This window comes from Geobacillus sp. PK12 (assembly GCF_004123125.1).
In the GTDB taxonomy this organism is placed as follows: Bacteria; Bacillota; Bacilli; order Bacillales; family Anoxybacillaceae; genus Geobacillus; species Geobacillus zalihae.
Map to the genome: position 1 here is coordinate 14,414 of NZ_SDKL01000033.1, position 15,054 is coordinate 29,467.

A 15,054-nucleotide genomic window follows, 5' to 3' on the forward strand; every position below is an offset into this window, starting at 1 on the left:
CAGAAGGCAGCCACAGCGCCTGTTGCAAGGCGCTGCGCCGCCAACGATGAAAAAAGCAGGCTTCCCGTTTGGGAACCCTGCTTGTTTTGTTTTCGTTACGCTTCGAGCCGTTTGACGGTTTCAATATCGTCAATTTGCGCCAGCGCTTGTAATACCGCGTCATCGACCGGTTTGTCGAGCGATAGGATCATCATGGCTTTTCCGCCCGCTTCTTGGCGGCCGACTTGCATCGTGGCGATGTTGACGTTATGCGCCCCGAGCACGTTCCCGACTTTCCCGATCATCCCCGGGCGGTCGTGGTGCTGAATGTAAAGGAGATGGCCTTCCGGCGCGAAATCGATCGTGACGCCGTCAAAATGGACGATGCGGTCGCCGTAGTTCGGCACGTGCGTTCCTTTGATCGTAAACGTTTTGTTCTCGCCATGGACAGTGAGCGAAATGCAGTTTGCATAGCCGTGCGTCTCATCAGAGAATTTTTCGCCGTACGTGATGCCGCGCTCTTTGGCGACCATGGCGGCGTTTACCTCATTGACGGTGGAAGCGACGCGCGGCCGCAGGAAGCCGGCAAGCAAGCTGCGAGTGATGTACGTCGTTTCCAAATCGGCGACCGTGCCGGCGTAGGTGACCGACAACTCTTGAACCGGGATGTTCATAAACTGCGAAGCAATTAAACCGAGCTTTCGGCCTAAATGATAGAATGCTTGAATTTTCTCATAGACGTCTTTCGACAGCGCCGGCAGGTTGATCGATGATGTGACCGGTTGCCCTTCAAAAAAGTGGAGCAGCTCTTCAGCGACTTGGGTGGCGACGTTCAGTTGCGCTTCGACGGTCGACGCCCCTAAATGCGGCGTAACGATGACATTATCAAACGCCAGCAGCGGGTGGTCGCCCGGCGGCTCCTGTTCAAAGACGTCGAGGGCGACGCCGGCGACATGGCCGCTTTCCAAAAACGGAATGAGCGCCTGCTCATCGATAATGCCGCCGCGAGCACAGTTGATTAAGTATACCCCTTTTTTCGTCTTCGCCAAATTTTCCGTGCCAAGCAAGCCTCTTGTTTCTTTCGTCAGCGGTGTATGAACGGTGATGATGTCGGCGGCTGCCAGCACCTCATCAAGTGAATGGATGGAGACGCCGAGCTTCTCCGCCCGCTCTTTCGTCAAAAACGGATCGTAGACGTGCACGGTCATGCCGAACGCCCGCGCCCGCTTTGCTACTTCTGATCCGATGCGGCCGAAGCCGATGATGCCCAATTTCTTGCCGAACAGCTCGTTGCCGACAAACGCCGAGCGGTTCCATTCCCGCGATTTGACCGAAATGTGCGCTTGCGGGATGCGGCGGACGAGCGCAGCCATCATGGCAAACGTATGCTCTGCGGCGGAAATCGTATTGCCGTTCGGCGCGTTAATGACGACGATGCCGCGTTTCGTCGCGGCGTCGACGTCAATGTTGTCGACGCCGACCCCGGCGCGGCCGACAATTTTCAGCTTCGGCATTTTCGCCAACAGTTCTTCCGTCACTTTCGTTGCGCTGCGCACAAGCAAGGCGTCAAACGTGTGCAATTCGTCCTCCGCTTCGCTCACGTTTTTTTGAACGATGTCGATGTGCGCCGATGTGCGGAGCGGCGCCAAGCCTTCTTCGCTAATGGCGTCGGAAACGAGTACGCGAACCACAGCAGGTGCCCCTTTCTGTTTCGAAGATGTTAAATTTCTGATAATTTAACATAGCAAAGCGCTTTCTGTCAATGGAAAGCGAAGAAGTCATACCAATGACAACGCTTTCTGTTTTGGGGAATGTTCGTGTTTCCAAAAGAAAACCGCCCATATCCAAAGATATAGGCGGGATTGTTCGGAAATAGCTGAGGTTCGCGTTGGATGTACAACGCTTCAGGCGATTATTTTTTGTTTTGTTCGTTGTAGCGGGCGATGCACTCATCGATCAATTTCGCCGCAGCTTCCGGCCCTTCCCATGTGCCGATTTCCGTCCGCTTGCCTTGCAAGTCTTTGTACCGTTCAAAGAAGTGGGCGATTTCTTTCAGCTTGTGCTGCGGCAGGTCTTCAATCGAGCGGACTTCATCAAAGCGCGGGTCTTCGACTGGCACGCCGATGAGCTTGGCGTCCTCCTCGCCGCTGTCGACCATGTTCAAAAAGCCGATGACGCGTGTATCGATGACGCAGCCCGGGAATGTCGGATTCGTTGTGATGACCAAAATGTCGAGCGGGTCGCCATCGAGCGCCAACGTATTTTGCAAGTAGCCGTACTCAGCCGGGTAAAACATCGGGGAGTACAAGACGCGGTCGAGTTTGAAAACGCCCCGCTCTTTGTCGAACTCGTATTTGTTTTGGCTGCCGGTTGGAATTTCGATAAACGCTTCGACAATTTTATTTTCGAATGCCACAACCCGTTCCTCCTTTTTTGGTTGTTATGTACGCATGAAAACTCGCCCGCCGGCGCGCAGGGCGGGCAAGACAATCTTATTGTAGCATGTTCCCTTGCGGCGCGCCACTTGTCAAATGGCATTTTTTCACGCTTTCGTCAAAAAACCCTCTTGCCGATTCGGCAAGAGGGGAGATTTCAGTCGAATTTATTTGGATCGCCGTCAAACGGCTCGTCAGCGACTTTGATCGACTCGGTCGGGCAGCCTTCAAACGCATCCATCATATCGTCGATTAAAATGTCCGGCACTTCGACAATCCCTTGGTTGTCGTCAAGCGTGACGTAGGCAATGCCGTCCTCGTCATAATCGTAAATGTCCGGAGCTGCCGCGCCGCATGCTCCGCAGGCAATACATGTTTCTTTATCGACAATCGTATACTTTGGCATAAAAATCGAACCTCCCCAATTTTTTGGAAACGGACGGGTCATCTCCGTGTTGCCTGCTCGGAAATGAACTTTTCACTTTTATAATAAGACCGTTCGCCCCGCTTTTCAACTAAAAAATTGTTCTCCTGTATTTTTACACATATGCCCCTTGTTTATTTTTGTTCCAAAATCGTTTTTTCATTGCAAACGGCTTGTGCGATTTTTGTTACAATAGAGGCGGGGAGGAATCAAAGATGCGGCACGGTTACGCCTCGTTTTTGCTTGCCCACTGCTTGCGCCGCCTAAACGGTGAACGGACGCTGGCAGCGGTGTACCATTTGTTGTCTGGAAAAAAATCAGCCCAGACGCTGCAAGACTGCAAATGGTTTCAACTTGCGCCGTTTTTCGGCACATGGAAAGACGTGACGATGGACCGATTGGAGGAGGCGGCTCTCGTGCTCGTTCGGAAGCAGCGGGCCGCGCCCGTCCATGACCGGACATATATATTGACGGAAAAAGGGCGGCATTGGCTCGATGAACAGGCGGCATGGTTCCCCCGCTATGTGAACGGCTGGCGCTACCATGAGATCGAGCCGCTTTTTTGGCAGCGGCTGTCGCTCATTGGGCAGACGCTGTCCAACCTCTCCCATGGACAGCGTTTTATCCCCATTTGCCGCGACGAGCGGACGCTGTTATGGGTGAAGCAGTATTTGCTGGGCAAGGGATCGCGCCAAACGTTGGCGCGGGCGCTTTATGACGAGCTCACCCGGCTGCTTGCGGCTGTTTCTGAAGAAGCGGCGACGGTGTTTGTGCTCCGGTTGACAAGCGCCCGCCGCATCGGCTGGACGGCGGAGCAAATTGCCGCTTGGCTGCAAAAAGATGTGCTGTATGTGCAGTTTCAGTTTCGCAACGCGCTTCATTATATGATGGCTGAAGCCGAAGCCGGGCGCGCCCCGGTGATGGCCGAGCTGATGGCCGGGCTGGCGCCGGTGCAGCTGACGCAATCGGCGCAAAAAACGTACGAATGGCTGCAAAAAGGAAAGACGATCGACGAAATCGCCGCCCTTCGGCGCTTGAAAAAAAGTACAATCGAGGATCATGTCGTCGAGTTGGCCGCCAATGTGCCCGATTTTTCGATCGCCCCGTTTGTCGCCGCCGAAAGGGCGGCGGCGATCCAGGCCGCGGCGCGGGCGCTCGGGACGCGCAAGCTGAAGCGTATTCGCGAGGCGCTTGGCGGAATAGCGAGTTATTTTGAAATTCGGCTCGTGTTGGCAAAGGAAGTGGGACGTTGGATGAATTAACGAAAACATTGCATGAGCGGTTCGGGCACGCGTCGTTTCGGCCCGGACAGCGCGATGTGATCGAAGACGTGCTCAGCGGGCGCGATGTGCTGGCGATGCTGCCGACTGGAAGCGGCAAATCGCTTTGCTATCAGCTGCCGGCGTATTTCCTCCCGGGGAGCGTGCTCATTGTCTCGCCGCTCGTCTCCTTAATGGAAGATCAAGTCGAGCAGCTGCGCCGGCGCGGTGAAAAGCGCGTTGTCGCGTTCCATAGTTTGCTTGATGCGGAAGAAAAATGGCACGCCCTCACCTCGCTTCCAGATTTTCGCTTTATTTATGCCTCACCGGAAATGCTGCAATCTGAAACGTTTTTGGCGGCGCTCCGGCGCGTGCGTGTTTCGTTGTTTGTCGTCGATGAGGCGCATTGCATTTCACAGTGGGGTTATGATTTTCGCCCGGACTTTTTGAAGCTCGGAGCGGTCCGCCATGCGCTCGGTTCGCCGCCGTGTCTGGCGCTGACGGCGACGGCTACGCCGGAAGTGCAGGAGGACATCATCCGCACGCTCGGGATGGAGCGGGCGCGTCGCCATATTTATTCCGTCGACCGCCCGAACATCGCCTTGGCGGTGGAACGTTGCTTATCGGTTGAGGACAAAGCTGCGCGCTTGGCCGAATGCGCGAAACGGCTCCGAGGACCGGGGATCGTGTACTTTTCAAGCCGGCAGTGGGCTGAAGAAATGGCGCGCCGGCTGGCGCAAAACGGGGCGGGGCGGGTCGCCTATTACCACGCCGGCATGGATGGGGAACAACGGCTGCTTGTGCAGCAACAGTTTTTATATGACGAGCTCGACATTGTTTGTTGCACAAGCGCGTTCGGCATGGGGGTGGACAAAGGAAACGTCCGTTTTGTGCTTCACTTTCATATGCCGGCCCAGCTTGAGGCGTATGTGCAGGAAATCGGGCGCGCCGGGCGTGACGGGGCGCCAAGCCTTGCTGTATTGTTTTACGCGGACGGCGACCGGGCGATCGCCCAGGCGGTCGCCGAAGCGGAGCTTCCCGACTCGGCTGCGCTCCGCGAGTGGTGCCGGCGGCTGCCGGAAGACGCCGTCCGTGGCGGATGGCGCGCTGCGGTTGATGCCGGCGGATTTACGGACATACAAAAACGGCTGTTGGCGTACTTTTTAGAATGGGGACAAACAGCGGCGCCCGAACAGCTGACGGCCGCGGCGAAGGAGCGGCTGTATGAACGGATGGCCGCTGCCATCGAGGCGCGGCGGCGTTGGAAGCGGAAAAAATTGCGCGAAATGGAGGAATGGGTGCACGCCTTTTCATGCCGGCGCGCGGCGATTGTCCGCGCGTTCGGGGAGGAGCTATCGGACAAACCGGATGCTTGCTGCGACAACTGCGGCCTGGAGACGGACCGTTTCATGACGGACGGCCGCCGTCCCGAGGCGGCGCCCGTCCGGCCTTGGCGCGAGGAGCTATGGCATATGTTTTTCGGCGGGAGGCGGCACGATGAGGCGGCAAAGTGAACAAATCAAACAGATGACAGACCGCGAAGTGCTCATCCATCTTTATATTACGCAAGGGTTGCTGCTGCTTTTGGCCGGCGGCAGCTCGCTGTTTTTATTTGCTCGGGAGGAGTGGCGTCGGCTTTGGCAGTTTGAGTTGCGCGATGTGCTCGTGTACGGAGCCGGCGGGGCGGCGTTCGTGCTCGCTGCCGAGTTTTTGGCGATGCGCTATTTGCCGGACGACTGGCATGATGACGGCGGCGTCAATGAAAAAATATTCCGCGGCCGCTCGATTCCGCATCTCTTTTTTTTATGCGCATTCATCGCGGTGACAGAAGAATGGCTGTTTCGCGGCATTGTGCAGACGCATTGGGGGCTCTGGGCGGCAAGCGCCATTTTTGCCGTGCTGCACGTCCGTTATTTGGAAAAATGGTTTTTGTTTATGGTCGTCGTGCTGCTCAGTCTCTTTCTCGGCGTCCTTTACGAACAGACTGACAGCTTATGGGCCGCCATCACCGCTCACTTTTTGATCGATTTTGTGCTTGCTTTACATGTGCGGCTCAAACGGGGGGCAGAGGAAGAAAGGGAGTGAAGCGATGGAAGAAGCATCGGGGCGCCTGGCGCGGAAAAAACGTCCACCGTCAAGCACGGGGGCGCCGCCATCGCGCCTAAAACGGCGGCGGCAAAAAGAGGAGCAAAAACGAAAATACATTCCCGCCCGTTTGCTCGCGTTTTTGTTTTTCACGCTGCCGGCTGCGGTGACGGCTGTTTACTATGCCCAGTCAAAGCCTGGAACGGTCACAGTCGTCCGCCATGAGGAAAGCGGCAGCCGGGAGACGGTGCGCATTATTCAAGAAGATGGCGCGAAGGCGGAACGAACATCAGAGCCGAAGCGCGCCGCGGGTGACGAGGCAAAAAGCGAATCCGACGCGCAGACCATCACCCATGTGGTGGCGGCGAACGAAACGCTTTATAGCATTGCGATGAAATATTACGGCACGCCTACCGCCATGGAGATCATCAAAAAAGAAAACGGCTTGTCAACGAGCCGGCTCGAGCCGGGGCAAACGCTGCGCATTCCACTCCCCGCTCAGACGGAATAAGCGGTTGCGCCCGCCGGCCGAAAAAATGGCCGCGCGCGTTCCCCTTTGTTCTAATCTGTCTGTTGCCCGCATATGATGGACAATAGAATACGGACAAGGGGAGAGCGCCATGACCCGGTTTCCGGATGAATTTTCCCTCGATGAAGTGACAAAAGAAATGTTGCTTGCCGTCATTGAAAAAAAGAAAAAATGGGAGCGGCTTGAAAAGCGGTCGACGCTTTTGCAGGCGGCCGCGTTGGCCGGCTTGGCCGCGTTCCTTCTTTATATCATTGCCAACGCTGCAGCGATCACGGCGTGGAGCGAACGATTCGCCTGGTTTTTTGCCGCCCCGGCCCACATTTTCATCTTGCTCCTGTTATGCACGGTGTATTGGCTGGCTGTTTATTATAAAGGAAAAAGTGAAAAGGCGGAAGACGACTTTCATGCCCTCCGCTGCGAAATTATCCAGAAAAGCATCGATTTATGGAAAAATGAAGAACAATGGAATGGGCGCCACCGGCTGTTTGAATGGCTGAAGCGGGAGTACGACATCAACCTATATTATGAAAACAGCTGAATGGAGGGTCCATCCAGCTGTGTTTTGTTTAGAATATTTTTTTCTGGCTGCGCTCTTCTTTCAAAATTTCCACTGCTTCGCGGAATCGTTGCGCATGGATGATTTCCCGCTCGCGCAAAAAGCGGAGCCCATCGTTTAAATCCGGATCGTCGCTCATGTTGATGATCCATTGGTAGGTGGCGCGCGCTTTCTCTTCAGCGGCGATGTCTTCGTACAAGTCGGTGATAGGGTCGCCTTTTGCTTGAATATACGTCGCCGTAAACGGGTTGCCGGCGGCGTTATGGTAAAAGAGGGCGCGCTCATGATCGACGTAATGAGGCTCAAGGCCGGCTTCTTTCAGCTGCTCCGGTGTCGCGTCTTTCGTCAGTTTGTACACCATTGTCGCGATCATTTCCAAATGAGCGAGTTCTTCGGTGCCGATGTCGTTAAGCAGCCCGATCACTTTCGGGGGCAGCGTATAACGTTGGTTTAAGTAACGGAGCGCAGCAGCGAGCTCCCCGTCCGCTCCGCCGTACTGTTCGATCAAATATTTTGCCAGCCTCGGGTTGCACGTGCTGACGCGGACCGGGTACTGCAATTTTTTTTCATAAATCCACATGATCCGTTCCTCCTTGCGCTCGTGATGGATCAGCTACACTTGCCAAGGCCACGGCGTGTCGTCCCAATTCCACGGGTAGTTCGAATAGCTATGGCCGAACTGCTCAAGCGGGCCGTAGGCGGCTTCAAACTGTTTTTTCAGCTGCTTCCGCTTTTGCGCGAGTTGGTTAAATTGTTGAATCGCCTGGTAATCGGTTGGATGGGTGTCTAAATAAAGCGTGAGCTCAACGAGGGCAAAGTCGACAGCCTGCAGCTCCTCGAGCTGCTCATAATACTCCTTTGGCATTTGTTTCATGAGCCATCACCTTTTGTCTTCGTTTCGTAAGGGCTGTAATACGGGTCGTAAAACACTTGCCAAAGCGTTCCTTTCATTAATGCTTCGCGAAGCGGAAATTGCGGCAAGTTTGGCGGCTGGAATCCGACGTACAAGTTCGGCGCGGTGACGTACGTTTTGACACGGATCGGCGGGCACGGGTCAAACGGGCTGATGTACGGCTCATATTGTTTGCGGGTCGTAAACATAAAACCCCCCCTTTTTTGGCAAAGTTCAGTCTATATGTATGATGGAGCCATGTCGTTCATGCCTGTTTGCCATGACGAATAATGAGGATCGGGTTAAGGAGGAAACCATGGGCCGTCTATCGATGACCGCCATGGCCGCTATTTTGTGCACGTATTTGTTTTTTCGCTGGCTGCCGCCGCTTGAGCCGTTCTCGCTGGAGCGATTTTTGACCGATTTGCTGTTTGCCCCACTGCGGACATGGCTTGCGCTCGTTTGCTTTTGGTTCGGGGCGGCTGCCAACGGGGCGCTCATCCGCGCGGTAGTCGGCGGGACGGTGCGCCTGTTGTCCGGCCGGCGGCTCCGCTTAGGCCAATGGTTGTTCAGCTTGGCGGCGCTCGGCCATTTTTATTGGGCGTTTCGGTTTCATTGGCGGTTGGCGGCGCTTTTTTTCGTTTTTTCCTTTTTTTATGGTATGATGACGATGAGAGACCGCCGGTTGACGAAAGATGACCGGCTTTAGCAGGAGGAAGTATGGTCATCGGGGGAATGATCACGAGTTTTCTTGTTTTGCTTGGTTATATGTGGAAAGAAGCGCACAGCAACCGGGTTCGTCATGTGACGCTGTCATTTCCTCATTTTCCCGACCATTGCCCGCCGCTTACAATTTTTTTTATTTCTGATATTCATCGGCGGGTCGTTTCGTTTCGCATGCTTGAGGAAGTGAGGAGAAAGGCTCACCTCGTCGTGATTGGCGGGGACTTAGTTGAAAAAGGGGTGCCGGAAGCGCGCGTCCGCGAAAATGTGCGCCGGTTGCAAGCGGTCGCTCCCGTTTATTTTGTCTGGGGAAACAATGATGACGAGGTCGACTACGATCTTCAATCATTGCTCGAGGAAGAGCGCGTCCATATGCTCAAAAACAAAGCGAAAGTATGGGAGCACGGCGGTGTGCCGGTCGCGCTCATCGGCGTCGGCGACGTAAGCCGGAAGGAGGCGGATATCGATCGGGCGCTTGAACACGTTCCGCCTCAATCATTTCGTATATTAGCCTGCCATAATCCGGCGATCGTCGCTCGCCTAAGAGAGGAGCAGCACATTTCACTCGTGCTGAGCGGCCATACGCATGGAGGACAAATTCGCTTCTTTTCCATTGGGTTTTATGAAAAAGGAGGGCTCAAATGGCAGGGCAGCACGGCGGTGTTGACGAGTAACGGCTACGGGACGACCGGGGTGCCGCTTCGCCTCGGAGCGCCGGCAGAGACTCATCTCATCACGATTGTGCCCGGAAAACCGACACTCGAGAAAAAATGCTTGTCTAAAACGGGGAAAACGATGTAAACTCATTAATAACAACAAACGAACCAATTGCCGATTGCGTCATACAATAACGGTAAGAGATGGCTCTGTAGGTAAGGAGGGGTGCCGATGCGTCTTGAGCGCTTGACCCACAACAAAATTAAAATTTTCTTGACGTTTGACGATTTGCTGGACCGCGGGTTGACGAAAGACGATTTGTGGAAGGACACGTTTAAAGTCCATCAGCTGTTCCGCGACATGATCGAGGAAGCGAGCGAAGAGCTCGGCTTTGAAGTGAACGGATCGATCGCGGTCGAAGTCTACTCTTTACCGGCACAGGGCATGGTCGTTATCGTCACGAATGAAGGCGACTACGACGACATCGAAGAAGAATTCGCCGACGACTATATCGAAATGCAAGTAACGCTCGATGAGAGCGATGACATATTTTACGAATTCCAAACGTTCGAAGATGTCATCCAGCTCGCTCATCGCCTGCATGCGGTCGGCTGCCTCGACGGCACGCTTTATTCGTACCAAGGCCGCTTTTACTTGCACGTCGCCGAGGAACCGCCGATTCCGCTCGACAACTTTGTCGCCTTGCTGGCCGAGTTTGGCAACCCGGCCACGATAACGATACACCGTGTGCAAGAATATGGGAAACAGTTGATCGAACGGCGCGCCATTGCGCAGCTCGTTCACTATTTCCGGGCCAACTAGGGCGCAGCCAAGACTCCTTTATATGGACAAGGAGTCTATTTTTTCGCGCGAAAGGCTTCCATAAAGCGGTTCGCGCGTTTCATCATTTTTCCTTTGCAGATGCCGACAGAAGGTGTATACTATGACATGGAAGGCGACAAACTATTACAGCGAGCTTATAGGAGGTTTACGTATGGCAGCCGATAAGCATACGGAAGAGAAGGGGCAACAATACGACGTGCTGGCGTCGACACAAATTGTTATACATAGAGCGTTGGAAAAGCTCGGCTATCCGGAAGAGGTGTATGAGCTCTTGAAAGAGCCGATCCGCGTGCTGACCGTTCGCATTCCGGTGCGCATGGACGACGGATCGGTGAAAATTTTTACCGGCTACCGGGCGCAGCATAACGATGCGGTCGGTCCGACGAAAGGCGGCGTGCGTTTCCATCCTGATGTGACGGAACGAGAAGTGAAAGCGCTGTCGATTTGGATGAGCTTAAAGTGCGGCATCGTTGACTTGCCATACGGCGGCGGCAAAGGCGGCATCGTCTGCGACCCGCGCACGATGTCGTTCCGCGAGCTTGAGCGGCTAAGCCGCGGTTATGTGCGAGCCATCAGCCAAATCGTCGGACCGACAAAAGACATTCCGGCGCCGGATGTGTTTACGAACTCGCAAATTATGGCGTGGATGATGGATGAGTACAGCCGAATTCGCGAGTTTGATTCGCCAGGGTTTATCACCGGGAAGCCGCTTGTCCTCGGCGGTTCGCACGGCCGGGAAACGGCGACGGCCAAAGGAGTGACCATTTGCATCCGCGAGGCGGCGAAAAAACGCGGCTTGTCGCTCAAGGGGGCGCGCGTCGTCGTTCAAGGGTTCGGCAACGCCGGCAGCTATTTGGCCAAATTTATGCACGACGCCGGGGCGAAAGTCGTCGGCATTTCCGATGTGTACGGCGCGCTGTACGACCCGAACGGGCTCGACATCGACTATTTGCTTGAACGGCGCGACAGCTTTGGCACGGTGACGAAGCTGTTTAAAAATACGATTTCGAATCAAGAGCTGCTTGAGCTTGATTGCGATATTTTGGTGCCGGCGGCCATCGAAAACCAAATTACGGCCGAAAACGCTCCGCGCATTAAGGCGAGCATCGTCGTCGAGGCGGCGAACGGGCCGACGACGCTTGAGGCGACGGAAATTTTGACGCAGCGCGGCATTTTGCTCGTTCCGGACGTGCTTGCAAGCGCTGGGGGCGTGACGGTGTCGTACTTCGAATGGGTGCAAAACAACCAAGGTTACTATTGGACGGAAGAAGAAGTGGAACAGCGGCTTGAAAAAGTGATGGTCAAAGCGTTCAACAACGTGTATGAAATGGCGCAGACGCGCCGCGTCGACATGCGCCTTGCCGCCTACATGGTCGGCGTCCGCAAAATGGCGGAAGCGTGCCGGTTCCGCGGCTGGGTGTGAGGCGAGCAAGCAGTGATATTTGCAAGCTTTGGTGAAATCCCCTATCATAAGATAGGGGATTTTTTGCTTCATGCGAGGTGGCAAAAACGATGAAAGAGGAGAAAATCATTATTGTCGGCGGCGGTCCGTGCGGGCTGGCGGCGGCGATTGCTTTGCAAGACGCCGGATTTTCGCCGCTGGTGATCGAGAAAGGAAACATCGTCCATTCGATTTATCGGTTTCCGACGCATCAGACGTTTTTCAGCACGAGCGACCGGCTCGAGATCGGCGGGGTGCCGTTTATTACGGAAAACCGGAAGCCGACGAGAAACCAGGCGCTTGCGTATTATCGTGAAGTCGTTGTCCGCAAACAGCTTCGCATCAATACGTTCGAAGAAGTGAAAGCTATTAAGCGCCAGGAAGACGGGACGTTTCTCGTTGAAACCTCAAAAGCGCTATATCGGGCCCGATACGTGGTCGTGGCCACCGGCTATTACGACCATCCGAACTATATGAACGTGCCGGGGGAAGAGCTGCCGAAAGTGATGCATTACTTTAAAGAAGCGCATCCGTACTTCAACACCGACTGCGTTGTCATCGGCGGCAAAAACTCGAGCGTCGACGCGGCGATGGAGCTCGTCAAAGCTGGGGCGCGCGTGACGGTCCTCTACCGGGGCGGGGAATATTCCAAAAGCATTAAGCCGTGGATTTTGCCGGAATTTGATGCCCTTGTGAAAAAAGGCGTCATTCGCATGGAGTTTCATGCCCATGTGAAAGAGATCACGGAAGATGCGGTCATTTACGAAGTGAACGGGGAGACGAAAACGATCAAAAATGATTTCGTGTTCGCCATGACCGGCTACCATCCGGACCATCGCTTCTTGATGAACATCGGGGTGCAGATCGACCCGGAAAGCGGCCGGCCGCATTATGATCCGGAGACGATGGAAACAAACGTGCCGGGGGTGTTTATCGCCGGGGTGATCGCCGCTGGCAACGATGCGAATGAAATTTTTATCGAAAACGGCCGCTTCCATGGAGACGCTATTGCCGCCTGCATCGCCAAGCGCGAACGGGAGGGGTCAGCCAAGCAGCTGCAGTAGCGCTTCTTGGCCAATACATCGACTGGGCATATGACGGCATGCCCTCCTCGAACAATGAACGCTTTGCGGGCAAATGACATTTGCCCGCCGGCGTTCTTGTTCGAGGGAAGAGACAGAAAAGCTTGTGTTCAGCCATATCATTCTTTGGCTCTTCACCAAAAGTTGTACTTGATTTTTTCTGAACATACCCTATTTACGCTTGTGAGGGAAAATCAACAAATCCGTGATTTTGGCACATCTTTGTGCAGGAAACCGCATTGCTTGTCAAGTACATGTTGTGGTGAAGAGCCCATTCTTTGTTTTTTAGTAAAATAATGGATCATCAACACTCGTGTCATGATGCGAAAGCGAGAAAGCGAGGGTGGCTTGCGTGACGAAACGGAAAGTGGTGCTCCTGACAACCGGCGGCACGATTGCGAGCAAGCGAAACGAACGTTCCGGCCGCCTGCGGGCTGGGGCGCTAAGCGGTGAAGAACTCGCGGCGATGTGCCATTTGCCGAAAGAAATTGAAATCATCGTGGAAAGCGTATTTCAATTGCCAAGCATGCATTTGACGTTTTCGCATTGGCTTGAGCTGAAAAAACGGATTGAGGCGCATTTCACCGATCCATCCGTTGATGGCATCGTCGTCACTCACGGAACCGATGCGCTCGAAGAAACGGCCTATTTCCTTGATTTGACGATCGATGACCCGCGGACGATCGTCGTCACCGGTTCGCAGCGGGCGCCGTCTGATTTGGGCAGCGATGTGTACATCAACATCCGCCATGCCATTTACGCCGCGTGCGCCGAGCCGTTGCGTGGGGCGGGGACGGTCGTTGTGTTCAATGAACGCATTTTTGCCGCGAAATACGTGAAAAAAGAACACGCCTCGAACATTCAAGGATTCAACGCTTTCGGCTTCGGCTATTTAGGCATCATTGACAACGATGAGGTGTACGTGTACCAAAAGCCGATCCGACGCGAATATTACAAGCTTGTGCGCCCGCTTCCGCCGGTGGACATTGTGAAATGCTACTTGGAGGCGGACGGCAAGTTCATTAAAGCGGCTCGAGAAAGCGGCGTCGCTGGCATTGTGCTCGAAGGGGTCGGCCGCGGGCAAGTGGCGCCAAAAATGGTCGATGAAATCGTCAAAGCCATCGAAGCGGGGATCAAAGTCGTGGTGACGACGAGCGCCGAGGAAGGGGCGGTGTATACAACGTACGATTACCCCGGCAGCGCCTACGATTTGCATAAGAAAGGGGTTATTCTTGGCAGCGACTATGACGCGAAAAAAGCGCGCATCAAGCTCGCTGTCGCTCTTGCTGCCGACGCCGCCGTTGATGGCTTGTTCGCTTATTAGGCAACAAGCGGCCCAGCAATTCCTCTTTTTTTCTCCCCTGTTTCGTGGTACGATGAAGGTAAAAATGCCAAAGAAACGGGGATCGAGGATGTTTTCGTTGATTTCCGCCGGCGTCGCCCCCGGGGTGGCGCTGCTTAGTTATTTTTATTTAAAGGACGAGTATGAAGCTGAGCCGCTTTCGTTTGTGTTGCGCATGTTTTTGTTCGGCGTCTTGCTTGTGTTTCCGATCATGTTCATCCAATACGTGCTGTCGGCAGAAGGGATCGTCGCGTCGCCGGCAGCCGAGGCGTTTCTTTCCGCTGCGCTCCTTGAGGAGTTTGTCAAATGGTTTGTCGTTTATTTTTTTGTGTATGACCACGACGAATTTGACGAGCCGTATGACGGCATTGTGTACAGCGCCAGCGTCTCGCTTGGATTCGCGACGCTGGAAAACATTTTGTACTTGTTGGCCAACGGAGTGGAGACGGCCATTGCCCGGGCGCTTTTGCCGGTGTCCAGTCATGCGCTCTTTTCCGTCATCATGGGGTTTTATTTCGGCAAGGCGAAGTTTGCCGTAAAAAAGCGCCGCTATTATTTATGGGCGTCGTTTTTGTTGCCGTTTTTCCTTCATGGCGTCTATGACTGGCTGCTGCTCGCCAAAGAGCGTTGGGGCTATTACATGGGTTTGTTTATGCTCGCCTTATGGTGGGCGGCGTTGCGCAAAGTAAAACAAGCGAAAGGATACGCCCGCCCTCAAGCGGTGCCGCCTGTGAAAAGCCAAGCGTAAAAGCTTTGGCTTTTTTCTTTTTTTCGCATAAAAAAGGGAAACGGAAGGAAAATAGGGGT

The 15,054-nt window shown here is 54.4% G+C and carries 18 protein-coding genes; 12 read left to right on the top strand and 6 right to left on the bottom strand.

Translation table 11 applies throughout. The features are described 5' to 3' along the window. Positions 1 to 95 precede the first annotated feature (95 nt). The 3 genes from serA to ETR37_RS11640 all read right to left on the bottom strand — a co-directional run bounded on the left by serA (position 96) and on the right by ETR37_RS11640 (position 2,820). The gene (gene serA, locus ETR37_RS11630; RefSeq protein ID WP_060788830.1) at positions 96 to 1,670 is read right to left on the bottom strand and encodes a phosphoglycerate dehydrogenase; all 1,575 of its coding nucleotides are present in this window, start codon (positions 1,668 to 1,670) and stop codon (positions 96 to 98) included. Between the two features lie 221 nt (positions 1,671 to 1,891). Further along, positions 1,892 to 2,395 carry an inorganic diphosphatase gene (locus ETR37_RS11635; protein WP_020754674.1) on the bottom strand — a complete coding sequence of 168 codons (504 nt, stop codon included), beginning with the start codon at positions 2,393 to 2,395 and terminating at the stop codon, positions 1,892 to 1,894. A 176-nt stretch (positions 2,396 to 2,571) separates the two neighbouring features. Next, a complete protein-coding gene (locus tag ETR37_RS11640; protein ID WP_008879661.1) occupies positions 2,572 to 2,820 on the bottom strand; it encodes a ferredoxin in 249 nt (82 codons plus the stop codon). Positions 2,821 to 3,053: 233 nt separating this feature from the next. On the opposite strand from ETR37_RS11640, the gene ETR37_RS11645 reads away from it, so the two are divergent. From ETR37_RS11645 to ETR37_RS11665, 5 genes are all read left to right on the top strand, one after another. After that, a complete protein-coding gene (locus tag ETR37_RS11645; RefSeq protein WP_129447296.1) occupies positions 3,054 to 4,100 on the top strand; it encodes a YpbB family protein in 1,047 nt (348 codons plus the stop codon). After that, positions 4,088 to 5,611, top strand: coding sequence for a RecQ family ATP-dependent DNA helicase (locus ETR37_RS11650; RefSeq protein WP_060788379.1), 1,524 nt, complete (start codon positions 4,088 to 4,090; stop codon positions 5,609 to 5,611). Before ETR37_RS11645 ends, ETR37_RS11650 begins: the two co-directional genes overlap by 13 nt. Then, complete coding sequence (locus ETR37_RS11655) at positions 5,595 to 6,182, top strand: CPBP family intramembrane glutamic endopeptidase (RefSeq protein WP_060788378.1); 588 nt, start codon at positions 5,595 to 5,597, stop codon at positions 6,180 to 6,182. The genes ETR37_RS11650 and ETR37_RS11655 overlap by 17 nt, the downstream gene beginning before the upstream one ends. Before the next feature lie 4 nt (positions 6,183 to 6,186). Next, positions 6,187 to 6,693, top strand: coding sequence for a LysM peptidoglycan-binding domain-containing protein (locus ETR37_RS11660; RefSeq protein WP_033004833.1), 507 nt, complete (start codon positions 6,187 to 6,189; stop codon positions 6,691 to 6,693). A 109-nt stretch (positions 6,694 to 6,802) separates the two neighbouring features. Further along, a complete protein-coding gene (locus ETR37_RS11665) occupies positions 6,803 to 7,249 on the top strand; it encodes a YpbF family protein (protein WP_020754064.1) in 447 nt (148 codons plus the stop codon). Between the two features lie 28 nt (positions 7,250 to 7,277). Here the strand turns inward: ETR37_RS11665 and ETR37_RS11670 are convergent, their stop codons facing one another. Genes ETR37_RS11670 through ETR37_RS11680 form a run of 3 tightly spaced genes read right to left on the bottom strand, consistent with a single transcriptional unit; the run spans position 7,278 to position 8,368 of the window. Next, on the bottom strand, positions 7,278 to 7,847 hold the full coding sequence (locus ETR37_RS11670) for a manganese catalase family protein (RefSeq protein WP_020754065.1): 570 nt from the start codon (positions 7,845 to 7,847) through the stop codon (positions 7,278 to 7,280). 33 nt (positions 7,848 to 7,880) lie between these two features. Further along, positions 7,881 to 8,141 (bottom strand): spore coat protein CotJB, encoded by a 261-nt coding sequence (locus ETR37_RS11675; RefSeq protein ID WP_012820739.1) that lies wholly within the window; start codon positions 8,139 to 8,141, stop codon positions 7,881 to 7,883. Beyond that, on the bottom strand, positions 8,138 to 8,368 hold the full coding sequence (locus tag ETR37_RS11680) for a spore coat associated protein CotJA (protein WP_012820740.1): 231 nt from the start codon (positions 8,366 to 8,368) through the stop codon (positions 8,138 to 8,140). The genes ETR37_RS11675 and ETR37_RS11680 overlap by 4 nt, the downstream gene beginning before the upstream one ends. 107 nt (positions 8,369 to 8,475) lie before the next feature. Here ETR37_RS11680 and ETR37_RS11685 point away from each other — a divergent pair, with 107 nt between their 5' ends. From ETR37_RS11685 to prsW, 7 genes are all read left to right on the top strand, one after another. Next, entirely contained in the window at positions 8,476 to 8,868 is a 393-nt protein-coding gene (locus ETR37_RS11685; RefSeq protein ID WP_033004836.1) for a hypothetical protein, read from the top strand. An 11-nt stretch (positions 8,869 to 8,879) separates the two neighbouring features. Continuing rightward, positions 8,880 to 9,683: a metallophosphoesterase gene (locus ETR37_RS11690; protein ID WP_060788377.1), complete on the top strand. Its 804-nt coding sequence runs from the start codon at positions 8,880 to 8,882 to the stop codon at positions 9,681 to 9,683. A gap of 87 nt (positions 9,684 to 9,770) precedes the next feature. Then, positions 9,771 to 10,361: a genetic competence negative regulator gene (locus ETR37_RS11695; RefSeq protein WP_033004838.1), complete on the top strand. Its 591-nt coding sequence runs from the start codon at positions 9,771 to 9,773 to the stop codon at positions 10,359 to 10,361. Positions 10,362 to 10,533: 172 nt separating this feature from the next. Then, positions 10,534 to 11,805 carry a Glu/Leu/Phe/Val family dehydrogenase gene (locus tag ETR37_RS11700; protein WP_015375281.1) on the top strand — a complete coding sequence of 424 codons (1,272 nt, stop codon included), beginning with the start codon at positions 10,534 to 10,536 and terminating at the stop codon, positions 11,803 to 11,805. Between the two features lie 89 nt (positions 11,806 to 11,894). Further along, positions 11,895 to 12,887: a YpdA family putative bacillithiol disulfide reductase gene (locus ETR37_RS11705; RefSeq protein WP_015375280.1), complete on the top strand. Its 993-nt coding sequence runs from the start codon at positions 11,895 to 11,897 to the stop codon at positions 12,885 to 12,887. Positions 12,888 to 13,257: 370 nt separating this feature from the next. After that, positions 13,258 to 14,229 carry an asparaginase gene (locus tag ETR37_RS11710; RefSeq protein ID WP_012820743.1) on the top strand — a complete coding sequence of 324 codons (972 nt, stop codon included), beginning with the start codon at positions 13,258 to 13,260 and terminating at the stop codon, positions 14,227 to 14,229. A gap of 88 nt (positions 14,230 to 14,317) precedes the next feature. Beyond that, positions 14,318 to 14,995, top strand: a complete 678-nt coding sequence (gene prsW / locus ETR37_RS11715; protein ID WP_015375279.1) for a glutamic-type intramembrane protease PrsW — start codon at positions 14,318 to 14,320, stop codon at positions 14,993 to 14,995. The last annotated feature ends 59 nt before the right edge of the window (positions 14,996 to 15,054 follow it).